This is a genomic window from Erwinia sp. QL-Z3, from assembly GCF_004551645.1.
Taxonomy (GTDB): Bacteria; Pseudomonadota; Gammaproteobacteria; order Enterobacterales; family Enterobacteriaceae; genus Erwinia; species Erwinia billingiae.
Window position 1 is genome coordinate 2,068,449 of record NZ_CP037950.1, and the last position, 17,147, is coordinate 2,085,595.

Sequence of the window (17,147 nt, forward strand, 5' to 3'; positions counted from 1 at the left end):
TAATTTGGTAAAAAGCACCGTAAATCGTGCCACCCGCAGCGATGTCGCCAAAGAAGCGGGCACCTCGGTCGCCGTGGTGAGCTATGTGATGAACAATGGTCCGAGGCCGGTTGCGGAAGCAACGCGGCTTCGCGTGCTTGAGGCCATCAAGAAAACCGGATACCGGCCCAACAGCGTGGCCCGTGCTCTGGCGTCGGGTACCACGAAAACCTACGGACTGGTGGTGCCCAATATTTCCAACGCGTTTATCGCCTCATTTGCCCATGCGTTGCAGCAGGAAGCGTTGAGCAACGGCATGGTGATGCTGTTGGGCGATGCAGGTGACAGCCGTCAGCGCGAGCTAGAGCTGATCAACAATCTGCTGAGCCGTCAGGTCGATGGACTGTTTTATAACAGCGTCGATCGCCACCCTTATATCGATGTGATTCAGGCCACCGGCACGCCGCTGGTGATGCTGGACCGGGTCGATCCCAGTCTGAAAGTGAATATTCTGCGCGTGGACGAGCGCGAGGCGGCCCGTCAGGTGACCTCGCATCTGTTGAGCCACGGCTACCAGGACATTGGCATTATCTGCGGTCCGCTGGAGCGTTTTAACACCCAGGATCGTCTTGCAGGCTGGCGTCAGGCGCTGGCCGACGCGGGTGTGACCGAGCGGCCAGAGGGGATATTCCCGACAAGCTATACCCGCGAAGGCGGCTATGAGGCCGGTCAGCAAATGCTGAAAACCGGCGCGTTACCTCGCGCGCTGTTCGCCAGCAACGAAGCACAGGCGATTGGCTGTATTCGGGCGCTGTCGGAACACAACATTACGGTGCCAGAGCAGGTTGCTCTGGTCTGTTTTAACGGAACGGATCAATCGGCGTTTCATGTCCCTTCATTAACCACCGTGCGACAGCCGGTTGGGGAAATGGCGAAAAGGGCCATCGCAATGCTGACAGCCCCGGAAGGCGAGGCACAGCTGAGTGAGTTTGCGCACCAGCTGGAAATAGGCGAATCCTGTGGCTGTTGCTTTAACGACAGCCGCAACGCCGCACAAAAATGATAATAAAAAAATGAAAAGATTGATTATTGATTGTGACCCAGGAAACGGCATCGTCGGTGCCAACGTTGATGATGGTCTGGCCATAGCGCTTGCGCTGGGGTCACCCAATATCTCGCTCGAGTTGATTACCACGGTCGCCGGCAACACGCCGTGCGAGCAGGGATTCAACGTAGCGAAAGATTTGATTGAAAATTTAGGCCTGACTATTCCGGTGTTGAAAGGGGCGACCCAGGCACTGGCCGAACCGCCACAGCCGTGGCGTGACGCGCTGGACAATCGGGTGCACGGCAACAAACTGGCGCATCTGTGGCAGGGCGTTCGTCAGCCGGAGGCCTTTGTGGCACCGGAAGAGGACGCGGCCGATGCTATCGCCCGGCTGATTTGTGCCAACCCCGGCGAGATCACCCTGGTGGCGATTGGGCCGTTAACCAACGTGGCGCTGGCGATGGAACGCTATCCGGAGATGGTGGAAGCGGTGCAGGAGATCGCCATTATGGGCGGCGTGTTTGCGCTGGATGACTATATCAAGGACACCAATTTCGGCCTCGATCCTGAAGCCGCGCACAAGGTGCTGAACAGCGGCGCGAACATCACCTTAGTGCCGATGGACGTCACCACCCAGACGCTGATGACGCACAGCGATCTGGACCGGATTGCCCGGCTGAATACGCCGCTGGCGCGCTTTGTCACCGAAACGCTCAGGCCGTGGATGGATTACTCGATGCAAACCCGCAATCTGCCGGGCTGCTGGATCCACGATGCGCTGGTGGTGGCCTGGCTGCTGAATCAGCAGGTGGCCAAGGCCGCGGATTACTACGTCAATGTGGAGTTGCGGCCGGGACAGACGCGCGGGAAATCATGGCGCTACCGTCCGCCATTGCGGGTCGACGTGGCTATTGAGCCTTCAACGGCGGGACTGGTTCACGTACTGCAAACGGTGGATAACCGCCTGCTGCTCTCGATGCTGGAAAAAGCGCTGGCCTAAGGCTGCGCTCCCCGTCGCGGAAGACGGGGAGCCAGTTCATTTGACTCAGGCGACCTTCACCGCACGCTGCCAGCGAATGGCATCAATCACCAGCATCACCAGCAGACTGATGCCCATCAACGGCAGGCTCAACGCCAACGCCACGGTAACCACCGACACAGCAAAACGGCCGCTAAGCGACAGCTGTCGCCAGTGATAAATCAGCGTTTCTGCCGGATGCGGGCCTTGCCCGGCGGCCGGACGGCGCAGCCACCATAAGCGATATCCCATCACAATCATCACGCATAATCCCAGCGCAAATGCTGCCAGAATTAGCTGGTTCGGCAGGCCAAACAACACCCCCATATGGGCATCGACGCCCCAGCGCGTGAGTTTGGCCAGCAGGCCAAATTGCGCAAACTCCACCTTATCCAGCAGGGCATAGCTGCGCGGATCAACCGACACGCTGTCGACCTGGGTTGGCCAGCGGCGGTCGATCTCGCTGACGGTCCAGGCCTTATCGGCGCGGGTTGTGGGACGGATTTCAATCTTGCCGGCTGAAATCCCTGCCGCGCGGGCGGTATGCACCACAGCATCAAACTGCTCCGGTGAGATGCTGATCGACGCCGCCGGATTGTCCGGCTTATTTATGCCTGACTGTATGTGTTCAGCATGCTCATCGGCAGGCATAGCGTGTCCGGCATGCTCATCGGCAGGCATAGCGTGTCCGGCATGCTCATCGGCAGGCATGTTCATCCCTGGCATCGCGTGATCGGCATGTGCATCAGCTGGCATGGTCATACCCGGCATGCTGTCATCAGCCGCTTCCGCGTTTGGCGTCAGCGCGGTATTCACCGCAGGCGTCAGCCAGCCAAAGTGGGCACGCATCGACGAGATATTGTCGCCCGCCCAGCGCGACCAGGTCAGGCCGGTGGCCGAGAAGAAGATCAATCCCAGCAGCAGCGCCACGCCCAGCGTGCTGTGCCAGTAGCGGCTTCGCAGCAGGCTTTGTCCGCGAGAACGGCGGCCTTTTTTGATCCGGCCCGGCGCCCTGCTGGTGGCCCACAGCAGCAGTCCGCCTAATGATGCCACCCATAACCAACTGGCGGCCAGCTCGCTGTAGTTCCGGCCAACGTCGCCCAACAGCAGATTCTGATGCAGATAATCCAGCCAGGTGCGCAGCGGCAGCACGCCGCTGGTGCCATAAACGTTCAGCATGCCGCGTACTTCTAAGGTCTGAGGATCGACGAATACCGCGGTGGTGGCACTGCCGCCGTCAGGCGTGGTGAACATCACCCGCGTGGTTTCCCCGGCAGCGGGCGCCGGACGCAGGGCGGTAATTTTCGCCTGTGGGCCAATAAACGACTCAGCGACCCGAACCTGATCGGCAAGAGAGCGTTCCGGCCCCTGGCTGTCGGTAAACAGCTGATGTGCGTAGAGCGCGTTTTCCAACTGCGGCGTCATCACGTACAGCGCGCCGGTGAAGGCTGCGACGAAGATAAACGGACCGATAAACAGCCCGATATAGAAATGCAGACGACGCAGTAATGGCAGCAGGGCGCTGCGCGATTGTTCGGCGCGTGCAGACTGCGCCAGGATTTTTTCTGACATGATATTTTTCCATCCGCCTGTTTCCAGGCATGAGCAGGTGCCTGCCGTTATAACGACAGGATATTTTTAGTGTTTAACCGGCTCAGTAAGCGGGTGGGGCGCGGGGATGGAAAAATTGCGGAATAAACCGTGCCACAGCGGGGCGGAACGGCGGTGAATCGGGAAGCCTGGCGGCCTGAAGTGAAGACCACAGCACCGGGAAGTTGGTCAAATCTAACGGCAGGTGCGCCAGTAACACGCAGTAGCCGCAGGCGCTGTCATCCATCATCGACATCGGATGGTGCTGCATCATGCGGGCATGTTCAAGTGGCGACATTGTGGCCATGTTCATGCCGTCCATCGGCATCTCATCATCCATCGCCATGTCATGATCCATGGCCATTCCCGGCATCATCATCGAATCACGCGCAGCATCACTCACCAGGGATTTGGAAATCACCGGGGCAATAAACAGCAGCAAAATGGCAACCACCGCCAGCCAGGCCGCAAAGCGGTTGGGCGAACGGTGCATCTGAATCAGCGACAAGCCTTGAACATCCTGGTCAAAAATCCACGGCGGGAGTGTAGCAAATAAACAATTAGCGCCGAAGCATTAACATCGCGGTAGCACCTTACCCCTGCTAACTATCAGGCGGGTAATGAAGTGTTACGCCGGTTTACAGCTTGAATCTTGCGCTGACAAAGACGCGAAGATCGCTATTTACTTACATGCTATAAACAAATAGTTAACATTTCTTGACCCGATATCCGGGCCTTGGCCGCAGCAAGACAGGATAACCCTATGTTCAACTGGACTTCGACCCAGCGCAATGTGGCTTTCGCCAGCTTTGCCAGCTGGACGCTGGACGCGTTCGACTTTTTTATACTGGTCTTCGTGTTGAGTGATATTGCTACCAACTTCCACACCGAAATTTCGCACGTCTCGCTGGCGATCATGCTGACGCTGGCGGTGCGACCGATTGGCGCGCTGCTGTTTGGCCGCCTGGCCGAAAGGTTTGGTCGTCGACCGATTCTGATGGTCAACATCCTGATGTTCTCGATTTTCGAACTGCTGTCCGCCTGGTCTCCGACCCTCGGCACCTTCCTCGCCTTCCGGGTGATCTACGGTATTGCGATGGGCGGCGTCTGGGGCGTGGCCTCATCCCTGGCGATGGAAACCATTCCTGACCGTTCGCGCGGGCTGATGTCGGGGATCTTCCAGGCGGGTTATCCCTGTGGCTATCTGCTGGCGTCGATTATCTTCGGCCTGTTCTATGCCTCCGTCGGCTGGCGCGGCATGTTCCTGATCGGCGCGTTGCCGGTGCTGCTGCTGCCGTTTATCTATTTCAAAGTCCCTGAGTCGCCGGTGTGGCTGGCGGCACGGGAACGTAAAGAGAGCACCGCGCTGATGCCGGTGCTGCGCAGCCACTGGAAGCTGTGCGTCTATCTGGTACTGCTGATGGCCTGCTTTAACTTCTTCAGCCACGGCACGCAGGATCTCTATCCCACCTTTCTGAAGGTACAGCACGGTTTCGATCCGCATACCGTCAGCATCATCGCTATCTGCTACAACATCGCCGCGATGCTCGGTGGCGTGTTCTTTGGCACGCTGTCAGAGAAAATTGGCCGTAAGAAAGCGATGATGATTGCCGCCTGCCTCGCGCTGCCGGTGATCCCGCTGTGGGCATTCTCAACCGGTTCGGTGATGATCGGGCTGGGCGCGTTCCTGATGCAGTTTATGGTGCAGGGCGCATGGGGCGTGGTGCCAACCTACCTGACCGAGCTGGTGCCGGCCAATACCCGCGCGGTGCTGCCAGGCTTCGTTTATCAGCTGGGTAACCTGATTGCCTCAGTCAATGCCACGCTGCAATCATCGATAGCGGAAGCGCATGGCAACAACTATGGCCTGGCGATGGCGATTGTCGCCGGCACCGTGGCGGTGTTGATCTGTGTGTTGGTGGCTTTCGGCAGGGAAACGCGCGGGGTGGAGATATCGTCCTCACCCGGCAAGGTGAGCGAGCAGTCCCGCTAGGGGAGTAAGCGAAAAGGGCGGTTCTCAGAGCCGCCCTTTTTTGTTGCCGTCAGGCAGGGATCTCGCAGACGTCGACCCATTTGGCGTCGGTCAGTTGCGCCAGCATCTCGGGCGAAATACGCACCGCACTGTTAATCGATCCGGCTGCAGGCAGCACTTCTTCATAACGCTTCAGCGAGATATCGCACAGGATCTGTAAAGGGGTTTCCAGCCCGAACGGGCAGACGCCGCCGACCGGATGACCGGTCCAGTTCACCACTTCATCGGTGCTGAGCATGCGCGCTTTGGCACCCAGCGTCGCTTTCAGCTTACGGTTATCCAGGCGGGCATCGCCGCGAGTCACAATTAATACCACCCGATCTTTCACCTTCAGCGACAAGGTTTTGGCAATCTGGCCCGGCTCCACATGGTGTGCCCGTGCCGCCAGAGCGACCGTTGCCGTGCTCTCGGCCAGCTCGATAATGCCAATATCAGGGGCGCGCTCGGCAAAGAACTGCCGTACAGACTCCAGGCTCATGCTTTTCTCCCACATAACGAAGCGCATAAAGTTGCCACAGAGCAGACTGACTGTAAACGGGAAGGCGTTAATTTAGCTTAGCGTACAGTTTCCGCAGCGCTCAACTTCCGGCAGGCGATAGCGCTGGCAGCAGGTACGTCGCTGCATTTCACCGTCGCGCGGGAGCATGGTGCGATAGAAAGGGTTGTCGGAACCGTCCAGCAGGGTTTTGCTGAAGAAGAAGGCGTGTTCGAGTTCGGCGTGCAGGGATTTGCCCAGCAGAGGGGCCAGTTCACCCAGGAACCAGTGCACGGCGAAGCCGGTGTTGCTCCAGATAAGCTTGCCGTTGATATCACCGTGCTGCTCAATGGCGCGCACCGCCGGGATCAGATGCTGTTGGATCAGGCGATCCATACGACGTTGTGGGCTAAGGAAACGGGCTTCTTCATCTTCGCGCACGTCAAACCAGAAGGTTGCCGGGCGGCCGGTTTCATGGAATTCAACGTGGCAATGCTCGGGTGAGCAGTCCAGCGGGCGGTTTTCAATCAGCAGTGCCATCATCATCGGCGGCAGCACCAGGCCGAAATACCATTGCGCCCAGAGCGATTGCAGCGGCTTGTTTTCGCGTTCCATCTCGCCATGCTCACGGTAGATATAGTCACCGTACTGCGCGTTAAGGCGGGCGAAATTCTCCGCTGTCGACCAGCGGTCCAGCGTCATGCTGCTGGCGGGCGCTTCTTCCCCCAGCTTCACGCTATCCAGGAAATAAGCACGGTGTTCACTGAACAACGCGCGCAGCGAAGACGCCAGCGAACGATTGCTCTGCAAAAAGATCAGCGGATGTGAACCATACTCAACTGCCTGACGGACGATGGTGGCCATGGGATTTCCAGCGTAAACCGAATACAAAAACAAATGATAATCGTTCTTGATTCTATCTGAGGCCATACGCACAAACAAGCAGCAAATTGTGCGCCGGGCCTGAAAGGCAATTGATAAGAAATCTGGCTGAATTTTGATCGCATTGGCCATAATAACAGCAGGGATTAGGCTGAAGGTTAGCAGGCAGGCATTATTGACGGCTTTATAGCAACTTATTCCATAGCCGCGACGTTTCCCGGCACTGTAGAGTTAATTCCAATTATAGGGAATAACAATGGCTGGGTTATTTCCTGTTATCACCTTCGCCGAAGAATGCATTATTGCCATTTTTTATTAACAACAATTTTTCATTCATCGGCTTAATGTATAGGTAATAAAATCGCCGGTCATTATGCCAAATAAACCTGTCAGGCCTGGGATTTGTATTAAGGAGAGCGATAAATTAATTCAACGTATTGGCCCGGGCGTCCGGGCCAGTTAAAAATATCACATTGCATCTGCGGGGTGGGTAAGCGGACTTTTCGTTATGTCTTCAAAGGAGAGGATCGTATTACGTCCACGGCCTTTTGCCAGATAAAGTGCGCGGTCGGCATTGGCCAGCGCCGCATCGAAATCCTCTTCGATTAAGGGCGCAAACCCGGCGCTGATGGTGACGTGCGTGGCGACCCGGTCATTAAACAGATGCGGGATCTCCAGATTCAGCACGTACTGGCGGATGCGCTCCGACAGCTTGCGGGCAATCGACTCATTGACGTTGGTCAGCAGCACCAGAAACTCTTCGCCGCCATAGCGGGTAACAATGTCCCTTGAACGCACCGCATCCCGTATCGCCACCGAGACGCGCGCCAACGCCTGATCGCCCATCGCATGGCCGTAGTTGTCGTTGTAGGCCTTGAAGTTATCGATATCCAGCAGCAGCACGAAGTGGCTGCCCGCGTGGTTCTCGAGGATGTTCTCCAGACGATTTTTCAGCCCACGGCGATTGTACAGCCCGGTCAACGGATCGAGCATGCTGAGGTCGCTGTAGGTCTCTTTCTCTTCATACAGCTGCCGCATCAGGCGCAGGGTAAAGTTGTCCCGGCGGCGCTGCATCAGGTGGTGCAAGGTAAAGCCAATCAGCGGCAGCGCAATGGTAAACAGGATCAGCAGCGTGTTCTGCCCGTGGTCCAGCACCAACACCGCGACGGAAGGCGGAGCCGTATGCAGACAAAATGCCAGCAGATGGTCGCCCAGCGCGATGGCACTGATAAAAAACACGCTAATCAGACTGATTACTAAAAAGCTGCCGTCGAAATAAAATACCGTTTCGTACTTATCGTAAATTTGCCATGTCCACAGCAAACCGGTAATTACCGCGACCAGATTTAATATCGGAAATTTCCCTGACGGCTTTAAAAGCATCCACGCGATTATCACCGCACAAAATAGTGCGATGGCAACCGTGGGAATTGAAAACTGAACCTGTCCCAGTTTCCCTTTAGTGCTACATAAACAAAATAAAGACGTTGCTGTGTTTAAAAAGAGAAAGAGCATCAGCGACAGCCGATGCTTGCTGTTAAGCAATTCATCATAGCTTTGTAATTTCATTATTTTCTACTCGTGACTGCAATGAATAAACCCGCACCATTAACCTAAATTGGCGGACTACATTCGCGCGTGGAATAGTTTCTTTCTGTTATTATTTGGAATTTCTTAATAGTGAACCTAGCCAATTTACCACTTAACATTCTGAGTGTCATCAGCGCGGGCAAAGTTTCAACAGCGCCACGGTAAATTATGCTGCAAAGTGATAAATATTCTTATATGCTATTGGTAATCATTATCATTTGAAAGGGTGTGGGTACGACAATGCTGATAGCACTGGTCACCGCATGTGGACTTTGGGGGGTAAGCTGGATGTTCGGAAAAAAACTGGATAGCGCCTGGGGCGTTTTGCTGCCCTGTGCAGTGATGCCGCTTATCGCCCTGATGAAACTGTCATTCAGCGAATGGCGGGTGATCATGGTGATTGCGCTGTTGGCCACCGTGGCGATGCTCTATCACAAACGTCTGCGTCATTACCTGCTGTTACCTTCCTGCCTGGCACTGGCGGGCGGCATGGCGGCCATATCCGTTAATTTCGGCATGCTTTAACAGAGCAGGGGACGCTGAGTCGCAAAGGAATAGCGGATCGAACAGATGAAAATCGGATTGGAGCGTGAAAACAGAAAGTGATTCAGAGAAAGGCCGTGCAGAGATAATCGGGGAGATGATGCAGGGAAAAGCAGTGAGCCAGTTTCAACGTGGTGCGAAGAGAGGGACTTGAACCCTCACGTCCGTAAGAACACTAACACCTGAAGCTAGCGCGTCTACCAATTCCGCCACCTTCGCATTCTGTTGAACTTAACTTTTTATTCATATCACCGCATTGGTGCGAAGGGAGGGACTTGAACCCTCACGTCCGTAAGAACACTAACACCTGAAGCTAGCGCGTCTACCAATTCCGCCACCATCGCTCGAATGCTGCGTAATATGAACAACGTGATTTATGGTGCGAAGAGAGGGACTTGAACCCTCACGTCCGTTAGGACACTAACACCTGAAGCTAGCGCGTCTACCAATTCCGCCACCTTCGCATACCATCAACACAGGTAAACTGTATTGCAACCACGGAGGCGCATTCTAGAGATTTTCCAGTCTACGTCAACAGTTATTTAGCCACCTTCCCGATGAACGCTGTAAAAAGCGACGTTATCACGGCCAGGTTGGCGAATCAGGTACTTGCTAAGCAAAAAGCGGCGAAATAATCGCCGCTTTACGGATTAACGCTTGGCTTTCGCCGCGCGCTGCAACACGGCACGGTAAACCTTAAAACGGCCATTCTGTAACAGCACTTCATGGCTGCCAAACGTCTCATCCAGAATCTGCGGATAAGGCAGGAAGGCGTTGGCCACGATGCGCAACTCGCCGCCCATGTTCAGGTGCTTCACCGCACCGCGGATCAGCGTCTGCGCTGCGTCCAGGCTGGTTTGCATGCCATCGTGGAACGGCGGGTTGGAGATAATCATGTCGTAACGCCCGTTGACGTCGGAGTAGACGTTACTGGCAAACACTTCACCTTCCAGATCGTTCGCTGCCAGCGTCGCTTTACTGGCTTCGATTGCCGCCGCATTTACGTCAGTCATAAACAGGCGAACTTTCGGCGAGAAGCTGGCGAGCATGGCGGAGAGCACACCGGCGCCACAGCCCATATCCAGCACTTTGCCTTTCATATGCGGTTTCAGCGTGGAGAGCAGCAGGTTGCTGCCGGCATCCAGACCGTCACGGCTGAACACGCCTGGCAGGGTTTTGATGGTCAGAGGGCCGAGCGGATATTCGTCCCAGTACTGCTCAACATCAAAGGTCGGCTGAACATCCAGGCTGCCATGATACAAACCACAGCGACGTGCGCTGTCGATTTTGTTCATTTTTGCCCACGGCTCCAGCATCTGTTCTGCACTGCGAACGCCGCTGCGGTTTTCGCCGACCACGAACAGATCGGTGCCCACCGGCAGCAGCGACAGCAGGTTTTCCAGCTGGAACAGCGCTTCCGGTTTGTTCTTCGGCCAGAAGTAGATCAGCGTGTCGCACTCTGCAACGTCTTCGGCTGTCGCCACCAGGCCGTAGCGCGCGTTGTCTTCCAGCGTGCGGCTCAGGATCTGCCAGTGATGATATTGTTGGGTATGCACCCGACTCAAAACGGTGTCCAGTTGGGCGGGCAGGTCATCCTGCAGATCGCCAGCAAACAGTACGCGGCGTTGAGTAAATTCATCACTGTGGCGCAGTATCACTTCACTGGCCGGGCTAAATGCAGACATCGGTGGCTCCTTACGAATCAGAGCGGCGATTATACCCAAATTAGCCAGAGTTGCAGCACTGCCCGCCGCATTCCGTTGTTTTGTGCTGTCAGCCGGCGTGCTAAGGGTGGCTTTGTTGGCGCAGAACCGATGGGTTTGCTAGCATAGCGACGCAATCGGGCGACCAGACAGGAATAAAGATGTCCTCCAGACGTGACTGGTTATTACAGCAAATGGGCATAACGCAGTATACGCTGCGGCGTCCGCGTGCCTTACAGGGTGAGGTTGCGGTGTCACTGCCGGAACAGACTCGCCTGCTGATTGTGGCGGAAGTACCGCCTCTGCTCTCGGACCCGCTGATTAGCGATGTGCTCCGCGCGATGCTGATGCGCGAGCAGGAGGTGGTGGTGCTGACCCCGGAACAACTGGCGATGCTGCCAGACGATACCCGTTGTGCGAGCTGGTGTCTGGGTGTAGAACCCGCCGCCGTGCCTGACGGTTCACAGATCGCTTCGCCTGTTCTTGCGGAGCTCTATCATAATGCCGGTGCCAAACGCGCGCTGTGGCAGCAGATCTCCCACTATGAATCAGATTTCTTTACTGACCCCGCACGATCTTGAGACCGCTTTTGCCATTGAGCAGCGCAGTCATGCTTTTCCCTGGACAGAAAAAACCTTCTCCAGCAATCAGGGCGAACGTTACCTGAACTATCAGCTGACCGTCGGTGAGCAGATGGCGGGATTTGCCATTACTCAGGTGGTGCTTGATGAAGCCACGCTGTTTAACCTGGCGGTGGATCCGGCTTTTCAGCGCCAGGGCATTGGCCGGGAACTGCTGGAGCATGTGATCGTCGAACTCGAATCACGCGGCATCCAGACGTTATGGCTGGAGGTGCGCGCCTCAAACCGTCCAGCGATTGCGCTCTATGAGCAGCTGGATTTCAACGAAGTGTCGGTGCGCCGTAATTACTACCCGACGGCGGACGGCAAAGAAGATGCCATTATTATGGCGCTGACGTTATAAGGACCGACTGAAAGATGCTTAAAGACTGGGATTGGATCTTATTTGACGCTGACGAGACGCTGTTTCACTTCGATGCGTTTGCCGGTTTACAGCGTCTTTTTCAGCAGTATGACGTGGATTTTTCCACGGCCGATTACGATGATTATCAGGCGATTAACAAACCGCTGTGGGTTGATTATCAGAATGGCGCCATCAGTGCCTTGCAGCTGCAGCATCAGCGCTTTGAAGGCTGGGCCGCGAAGCTGCAGGTGACGCCGCTGCACCTTAACGACGGCTTTTTAGCTGCGATGGCCGAGCTGTGCGTGCCATTGGCCGGTGCTGTGAACCTGCTTAACTCGCTTAAAGGCAAGGTGAAGATGGGCATCATCACCAACGGCTTTACCGCATTGCAGCAGGCACGGCTTGAGCGGACGGGGTTCCTCGGCTATTTCGACCTGTTGGTGATCTCGGAGCAGGTTGGCCACGCTAAGCCGCATCCGGCCATCTTTGATTACGCGCTGGATCAGATGGGCAATCCTCCGCGTGAGCGGGTGATGATGGTTGGCGATAACCCGGATTCGGATATTCTCGGCGGCATTAATGCCGGTCTGGCGACCTGCTGGCTCAACGCCGACAATCGTCCACGTCCTGAAGGCATCCAGCCTGGCTGGCAGGTAAAAACGCTACAGGAACTGGAAGTGATTCTAAATACTTAAGTTTGATATTTTTGGTCAAAAATACCCTCACTCTCTGAATGCCAGCACAAATCGCTGGCATTCAGCAAAATAACCCCATTTTTAGATATAAAAAGCTGTAGACCCCTGTCTCAAAAATCCCACCCGATAAAATCCTAAAAATTAGTGCCATTAGATAATTTTACTTTATGATATTTGGTTATTAAAAATATTATTTATATTCCATATTGTTTTAACAAAGCCAAATATTGAGCGAACTCCTGGAAATGTCCTGGGTTTTTTCGCCTGAATATGCAGAATTTTCCTTAATTTTGTAACATTAGATTTTCTTATGTTAGCGGCAGCGTCTGCCTAGCGTTGAATAATCGATTGGACTCTGTAAACTTGCCGAAAATTTCACAATAAACTGTAACCAATGTCACGGGCGTTTTGCGTTTGCATCAGCTCGTGCGGTAGCTATGGTAGTAGGCCTGTTTTTTAATCTATATATAACAGGTAATTAATGTGAAATGTTATTGAAACAAGTAATGAGTATAGGGACTTTGCGTAAGAAGAGTGGAGTAATTCACTACAGTATTATTCACTTCTTTATGTAGGATATTTGGAAAGGGCTTGTAGGGTAAACGGAGTTTAACCCCTTTTTTGTTCGTTAAGTGAGCGATATGGTCTGCTGAATCGATCCTGTTGCTACACTATTAACCTGCTAATAAAGCCCTCTATCTCGTTTCAATGTTACTCAAGTGAATAATCTGCGTTACTAAGCTGTGAAGCGTGCTTTCGGCTATAAAGTGAAACGGATAAATGTTGACCTGTTTTAATAACTGGTCCAGTTAAGCCGTGCTTCATTTGCCTGCCTCGCTCTTCCTGCTTGTCGTTACGGTCTGCTTCCTGCTGACCCAGACACCCTCTCTATTCTGTACACGCGTATTTCTGAGTTGTCGTACGCCTTTCATTCCAAAAAAAACTTCATGAGGATCATGGTGAAAATTCGAATTGCACTGAGTCTGCTCTTTGTCCTGACCGTTGCAGGTTGTAAAGCGCCACCGCCAGCAATGACGGATGACACGATTGTTTCCAGCACTGTCGATGGTGTGAAGCTGACTTACCGTCACGCCGTTCAGCCGCCGACGTCGTTCACGCCGGTGAATGAAGAGTACCGCGCGCTGTATGACGCGTCGGTGATGAACCGTCCTGACTTCGGCGGCAAGCTGGTGAGCAATCTGGAGAACGGCAAGCCTTATACCGTGCTGGGCTCGGTGGAAAACAACTGGTTCGCCATTGCCGAGCAGGGACAGGAGCAGCTGATTGGCTACGTTCCGCTGCGTGCCGTGGTGAAGAGCGATCTGTACGACAAAACCGTCAAAGCCGACTCCCGCCGTAAGCGTGTGCGCGCCGCGAGCAAAAAAACCTGCGTTGCCGCGGGTGACAGTAAAGCGTGCCAGAACAGCAACAGCGGCACCTGGATCATCGACTGATAACGGGTTAATGGCCGCCTGACTATGAAAAGACATTCATTTTTGCGCCTGAGTCTTCAGGCGCTTTTTCTGATAGCAGTCAGCCTTGTTGCTGGCTGTGGTTCGTCTACACACAGCAATCCTGCTCACTACAACCTGGTTTTCCAGGCGCATCCGCAAATCAATGACGGCGCTCCGCTCAAGATCAGGGTGCTGTTAATGAAGTCGGATGCGGATTTCATGTCTGCCGACTTCTATTCGTTGCAAAACAGCGCGCCCGCCCTGCTGGGCAACAACCTGATCACCAGCGAGCAGTTTTTCCTGATGCCAGGTCAGCTGAATAAAGTCCTCCAGGGGCAAACCACTTCAGAGGCGCGTTATATCGGGATCCTCGCGGAGTATCAGTCTCTGGATGGCAAAAAATGGCGTATCTCATTGCCGCTGCCGGTACCCAATGACCATTCCTACGCATTCTGGCAGGGGTCTTCTGACGAACTGAAAGCCGACATCATTGCTGACATCAGCGGTCTGCGCACCGTGAAACCGTGAGCATTGCCTGACAACGGAAGCCATTATGAATAAAGCAGAAAAAGTGGTCTGGACCGAGGGCATGTTCCTGCGTCCACACCATTTCCAGCAAGCAGAGAGCTATCAACAAAGCGCGCTTCGTAACTGGGGACTGACCCAGCGGCCTTATCTCTGGGGCTTTTTAGATTATGAAATCGACGAAGCGATGTTGCGGCAGGGGAAAGTTGCCCTCAGCTCCGCCAGTGGATTGCTGCCTGACGGCACCTTTTTCTCTTTCCGCGATGCGCGTAACGGGCCGCCGCCACTGGCTATCCCGGATAATCACGGCAATGAGTTGGTGGTGCTGGCCCTGCCTGCCCGCCGTAATGGCCGTGAAGAGGTGATCTTCAGCGAGTCGGCGGATTCGCTGGCGCGTTATGTCACCTTTGAACAGGAAGTGGATGACTTCAATGCGCTGTCGGTGGGCGGCGCTGCCGTGCAGTTCGGCAAGCTTCGTCTGCGGTTGATGCTGGAAAGCGAGCTGTCAGCGGAATGGACGGCGATGGCCACGTTGCGCATCACCGAGAAGCGCAGTGACAATCAGGTTCGGCTGGATGAAAACTTCATTCCGCCGATGCTTAACTGCGTCTCGCACAGCAAGCTGTATGAGTATATCAGCGGCATGCATGGGCTGTTACAGCAACGCAGCCAGGAAATCGGCCAGCGTCTGCAACAGCCTGGCCGCTTTAATTCGGCCGATATGGTCGACTTTATGCTGCTGGCGCTGGTTAACCACCACGTTGGCCACGTCAGCCATCTGAAAGATCTGCCGCTGCTGCATCCTGAACAGCTGTTTTCCACCTGGCTGGCCTTTGCGACAGAACTGGCCACCTACACGCCTCAGCGCTTCCCGGACAGCGAACTGCCGACCTATGACCATGACGATTTGGCCTTTTGCTTCGGCAAACTGATGCTGATGCTGCGTCAGGGGCTGTCGCAGGTGATGGAAGAGAACGCCGTTCAGCTGATGCTGACCGAACGATCGCACGGTCTGAACGTGGCTACCGTGACCGAAACCTCCATGGTCCGTGAGTTCGGCTTTGTGCTGGCGGTGCGCGCCAATGTGCCCGGCGAGGCGCTGCAAACGCACTTCCCGGCGCAGATGAAGATTGCGCCGGTGACCAAAATTCGCGATCTGGTGCAGCTACAGCTGCCGGGCATGGTGCTGCGGCCGTTGCCCGTCGCGCCGCCGCAAATTCCCTGGCACACCGGTTACAGCTACTTCGAGCTGGAGAAGGGCAGTGAGCTGTGGCAGGAGATGGAAAAATCCGGCACCTTCGCGCTCCATCTGGCGGGGGATTTCCCCGGCCTGAAGATGGAATTCTGGGCTATCCGTAACCACTCAGTCTGACGCAGGGAGCGAGCAACATGCAGCAACAACAGGCTTTTGCCCAGGGCGATGTGTTCTCGGGCGCCAGCAATAACAATCCTCTGGTGGCCGCGGCGAACGGGTTATTGAATTCGATTCCGCAAATCCGCCATTCGGTAAGCCATGCCGATCCGGCCGCGTTACGCCAGCGTTTGATCGACGAAATGCGCCAGTTCGAGATGAACTGCCAGCGGGCCGGGCTGGCTTATGAAGTGATTATTGGCGCGCGCTACTGCTTATGTACCGCACTGGATGAAGCCGCTGCGCTCACGCCCTGGGGCAGTCGCGGCGTCTGGCCCGGGCAGGGATTGCTGGTCACCTTCCACAATGAAACCTGGGGCGGCGAGAAGTTCTTCCAGCTGCTGGCCAAACTTTCACAGAATCCGCGTGAACAAATCGTTCTGCTGGAGCTGATCAACTACTGTCTGCAACTGGGCTTTGAAGGGCGCTATCGCGTGCTGGATAACGGCCGTTCCCAGCTGGAAACCATCAAACAGCGCCTGCTGCAGATGATCCACTCCGTGCGCGGTGGCTATGCGCCGCCGCTTTCACCGCATCCTGAAGATCATCCGGTCACCCGTAAGTTATGGCGGCCGGTGGTGCCTTTGTGGGCCTGCACGGCGCTGGTCGGCTTCCTCGCCTGTCTGTTCTATATCCTGCTGAACTGGCGGCTGGGCGATGTCACCTCGCCGGTGCTGGCTGCGGTCTACCAGACGCCGTTACCGGAAGTCACCATTCATAACCCGGCACCGCCGCCGCCAGCGGCGTTGAACCTTAAGGCGTTCCTGCGTCCTGAAATCGAACAGGGCCTGGTGGCGGTCAAAGATGAAGCCGATCAAAGCGTGGTCACGCTGAAAGGCGACGGCCTGTTTACCTCGGCGTCCACCTCGGTTCGCGGGCGTTATGAAGAGGTGCTGGATCGTATCGCTCAGGCGATGAACAACGTTAATGGCCGCATTCTGGTGATTGGCTATAGCGATAACGTGCCGATCCGCAGTGCGCGCTTCGCCTCTAACTATGAGCTTTCGCTGGCCAGGGCACAGTCCGTGCAGGAGCGCCTGCAACAACATCTGTCACAGCCGCAACGCGTGAAAGCGGAAGGGCGCGGAGAGAGCAATCCTCTGGTGCCGAATACCACCGCCGAAAATCGCGCCCGCAATCGCCGGGTGGACATCACGCTGTTAGTTTCGCCGCAGAACACCCGCGCGGAAGTTAACGGTTTGCAGCAAGGAAATTAAC

General features: G+C 55.3%; 17 protein-coding genes and 3 tRNA genes. 11 read left to right on the plus strand and 9 right to left on the minus strand.

Annotated elements, in window-relative coordinates:
• Nucleotides 1-4: 4 nt before the first annotated feature.
• Entirely contained in the window at nt 5-1,042 is a 1,038-nt protein-coding gene (locus tag E2F51_RS10130) for a LacI family DNA-binding transcriptional regulator (protein WP_134823379.1), read from the plus strand.
• A gap of 10 nt (nt 1,043-1,052) precedes the next feature.
• Entirely contained in the window at nt 1,053-2,027 is a 975-nt protein-coding gene (locus E2F51_RS10135) for a nucleoside hydrolase (RefSeq protein ID WP_134823380.1), read from the plus strand.
• A gap of 45 nt (nt 2,028-2,072) precedes the next feature.
• Here the strand turns inward: E2F51_RS10135 and E2F51_RS10140 are convergent, their stop codons facing one another.
• Complete coding sequence (locus tag E2F51_RS10140; RefSeq protein ID WP_134823381.1) at nt 2,073-3,617, minus strand: PepSY domain-containing protein; 1,545 nt, start codon at nt 3,615-3,617, stop codon at nt 2,073-2,075.
• 82 nt (nt 3,618-3,699) lie between these two features.
• Nucleotides 3,700-4,143 (minus strand): DUF2946 domain-containing protein, encoded by a 444-nt coding sequence (locus tag E2F51_RS10145; protein ID WP_338137466.1) that lies wholly within the window; start codon nt 4,141-4,143, stop codon nt 3,700-3,702.
• A 255-nt stretch (nt 4,144-4,398) separates the two neighbouring features.
• On the opposite strand from E2F51_RS10145, the gene E2F51_RS10150 reads away from it, so the two are divergent.
• Entirely contained in the window at nt 4,399-5,628 is a 1,230-nt protein-coding gene (locus E2F51_RS10150) for an MFS transporter (RefSeq protein ID WP_013200603.1), read from the plus strand.
• 49 nt (nt 5,629-5,677) lie between these two features.
• Here E2F51_RS10150 and E2F51_RS10155 read toward each other — a convergent pair whose 3' ends face one another.
• The 3 genes from E2F51_RS10155 to E2F51_RS10165 form a co-directional block, all read right to left on the minus strand.
• Nucleotides 5,678-6,145: a YbaK/EbsC family protein gene (locus E2F51_RS10155; RefSeq protein ID WP_041692203.1), complete on the minus strand. Its 468-nt coding sequence runs from the start codon at nt 6,143-6,145 to the stop codon at nt 5,678-5,680.
• Nucleotides 6,146-6,217: 72 nt separating this feature from the next.
• A complete protein-coding gene (gene fhuF / locus E2F51_RS10160) occupies nt 6,218-7,006 on the minus strand; it encodes a siderophore-iron reductase FhuF (RefSeq protein ID WP_106381770.1) in 789 nt (262 codons plus the stop codon).
• A gap of 486 nt (nt 7,007-7,492) precedes the next feature.
• Nucleotides 7,493-8,593, minus strand: a complete 1,101-nt coding sequence (locus E2F51_RS10165; protein WP_134823382.1) for a diguanylate cyclase — start codon at nt 8,591-8,593, stop codon at nt 7,493-7,495.
• Between the two features lie 261 nt (nt 8,594-8,854).
• Here E2F51_RS10165 and E2F51_RS10170 point away from each other — a divergent pair, with 261 nt between their 5' ends.
• The gene (locus tag E2F51_RS10170; protein WP_041691886.1) at nt 8,855-9,139 is read left to right on the plus strand and encodes a DUF1435 domain-containing protein; all 285 of its coding nucleotides are present in this window, start codon (nt 8,855-8,857) and stop codon (nt 9,137-9,139) included.
• A 150-nt stretch (nt 9,140-9,289) separates the two neighbouring features.
• On the opposite strand, the gene E2F51_RS10175 is transcribed toward E2F51_RS10170, so the two are convergent.
• The 4 genes from E2F51_RS10175 to rsmC form a co-directional block, all read right to left on the minus strand.
• Nucleotides 9,290-9,376: transfer RNA gene (locus tag E2F51_RS10175), tRNA-Leu, on the minus strand.
• Between the two features lie 38 nt (nt 9,377-9,414).
• Nucleotides 9,415-9,501, minus strand: a tRNA-Leu gene (locus E2F51_RS10180).
• A 33-nt stretch (nt 9,502-9,534) separates the two neighbouring features.
• Nucleotides 9,535-9,621: transfer RNA gene (locus tag E2F51_RS10185), tRNA-Leu, on the minus strand.
• A gap of 186 nt (nt 9,622-9,807) precedes the next feature.
• Complete coding sequence (gene rsmC / locus E2F51_RS10190) at nt 9,808-10,842, minus strand: 16S rRNA (guanine(1207)-N(2))-methyltransferase RsmC (RefSeq protein WP_134823383.1); 1,035 nt, start codon at nt 10,840-10,842, stop codon at nt 9,808-9,810.
• A 179-nt stretch (nt 10,843-11,021) separates the two neighbouring features.
• Between rsmC and E2F51_RS10195 the strand changes: the two genes are divergently transcribed.
• From E2F51_RS10195 to E2F51_RS10225, 7 genes are all read left to right on the plus strand, one after another.
• Complete coding sequence (locus E2F51_RS10195; RefSeq protein ID WP_134823384.1) at nt 11,022-11,441, plus strand: DNA polymerase III subunit psi; 420 nt, start codon at nt 11,022-11,024, stop codon at nt 11,439-11,441.
• Nucleotides 11,404-11,844 (plus strand): ribosomal protein S18-alanine N-acetyltransferase, encoded by a 441-nt coding sequence (rimI, locus tag E2F51_RS10200; protein WP_041691887.1) that lies wholly within the window; start codon nt 11,404-11,406, stop codon nt 11,842-11,844. Before E2F51_RS10195 ends, rimI begins: the two co-directional genes overlap by 38 nt.
• Nucleotides 11,845-11,858: 14 nt before the next feature.
• Nucleotides 11,859-12,539 (plus strand): pyrimidine 5'-nucleotidase, encoded by a 681-nt coding sequence (yjjG, locus tag E2F51_RS10205; RefSeq protein ID WP_134823385.1) that lies wholly within the window; start codon nt 11,859-11,861, stop codon nt 12,537-12,539.
• A 959-nt stretch (nt 12,540-13,498) separates the two neighbouring features.
• Nucleotides 13,499-13,993 (plus strand): SH3 domain-containing protein, encoded by a 495-nt coding sequence (locus E2F51_RS10210; RefSeq protein WP_167738438.1) that lies wholly within the window; start codon nt 13,499-13,501, stop codon nt 13,991-13,993.
• 24 nt (nt 13,994-14,017) lie between these two features.
• Complete coding sequence (gene tssJ, locus E2F51_RS10215; RefSeq protein WP_013200613.1) at nt 14,018-14,521, plus strand: type VI secretion system lipoprotein TssJ; 504 nt, start codon at nt 14,018-14,020, stop codon at nt 14,519-14,521.
• A 25-nt stretch (nt 14,522-14,546) separates the two neighbouring features.
• On the plus strand, nt 14,547-15,890 hold the full coding sequence (gene tssK / locus E2F51_RS10220; RefSeq protein WP_134823387.1) for a type VI secretion system baseplate subunit TssK: 1,344 nt from the start codon (nt 14,547-14,549) through the stop codon (nt 15,888-15,890).
• A 17-nt stretch (nt 15,891-15,907) separates the two neighbouring features.
• Nucleotides 15,908-17,146, plus strand: a complete 1,239-nt coding sequence (locus E2F51_RS10225) for a DotU family type VI secretion system protein (RefSeq protein ID WP_134823388.1) — start codon at nt 15,908-15,910, stop codon at nt 17,144-17,146.
• The last annotated feature ends 1 nt before the right edge of the window (nt 17,147 follow it).

Excerpts from the sequence above, each read along its gene's own strand:
- E2F51_RS10135 (WP_134823380.1), top strand. The coding sequence starts at position 1,053 with ATGAAAAGATTGATTATTGATTGTGACCCAGGAAACGGCATCGTCGGT.
- E2F51_RS10140 (WP_134823381.1), bottom strand. The coding sequence starts at position 3,617 with ATGTCAGAAAAAATCCTGGCGCAGTCTGCACGCGCCGAACAATCGCGC.
- E2F51_RS10150 (WP_013200603.1), top strand. The coding sequence starts at position 4,399 with ATGTTCAACTGGACTTCGACCCAGCGCAATGTGGCTTTCGCCAGCTTT.
- E2F51_RS10155 (WP_041692203.1), bottom strand. The coding sequence starts at position 6,145 with ATGAGCCTGGAGTCTGTACGGCAGTTCTTTGCCGAGCGCGCCCCTGAT.
- fhuF (WP_106381770.1), bottom strand. The coding sequence starts at position 7,006 with ATGGCCACCATCGTCCGTCAGGCAGTTGAGTATGGTTCACATCCGCTG.
- E2F51_RS10165 (WP_134823382.1), bottom strand. The coding sequence starts at position 8,593 with ATGAAATTACAAAGCTATGATGAATTGCTTAACAGCAAGCATCGGCTG.
- E2F51_RS10170 (WP_041691886.1), top strand. The coding sequence starts at position 8,855 with ATGCTGATAGCACTGGTCACCGCATGTGGACTTTGGGGGGTAAGCTGG.
- rsmC (WP_134823383.1), bottom strand. The coding sequence starts at position 10,842 with ATGTCTGCATTTAGCCCGGCCAGTGAAGTGATACTGCGCCACAGTGAT.
- E2F51_RS10195 (WP_134823384.1), top strand. The coding sequence starts at position 11,022 with ATGTCCTCCAGACGTGACTGGTTATTACAGCAAATGGGCATAACGCAG.
- rimI (WP_041691887.1), top strand. The coding sequence starts at position 11,404 with ATGAATCAGATTTCTTTACTGACCCCGCACGATCTTGAGACCGCTTTT.
- yjjG (WP_134823385.1), top strand. The coding sequence starts at position 11,859 with ATGCTTAAAGACTGGGATTGGATCTTATTTGACGCTGACGAGACGCTG.
- tssJ (WP_013200613.1), top strand. The coding sequence starts at position 14,018 with ATGAAAAGACATTCATTTTTGCGCCTGAGTCTTCAGGCGCTTTTTCTG.
- tssK (WP_134823387.1), top strand. The coding sequence starts at position 14,547 with ATGAATAAAGCAGAAAAAGTGGTCTGGACCGAGGGCATGTTCCTGCGT.
- E2F51_RS10225 (WP_134823388.1), top strand. The coding sequence starts at position 15,908 with ATGCAGCAACAACAGGCTTTTGCCCAGGGCGATGTGTTCTCGGGCGCC.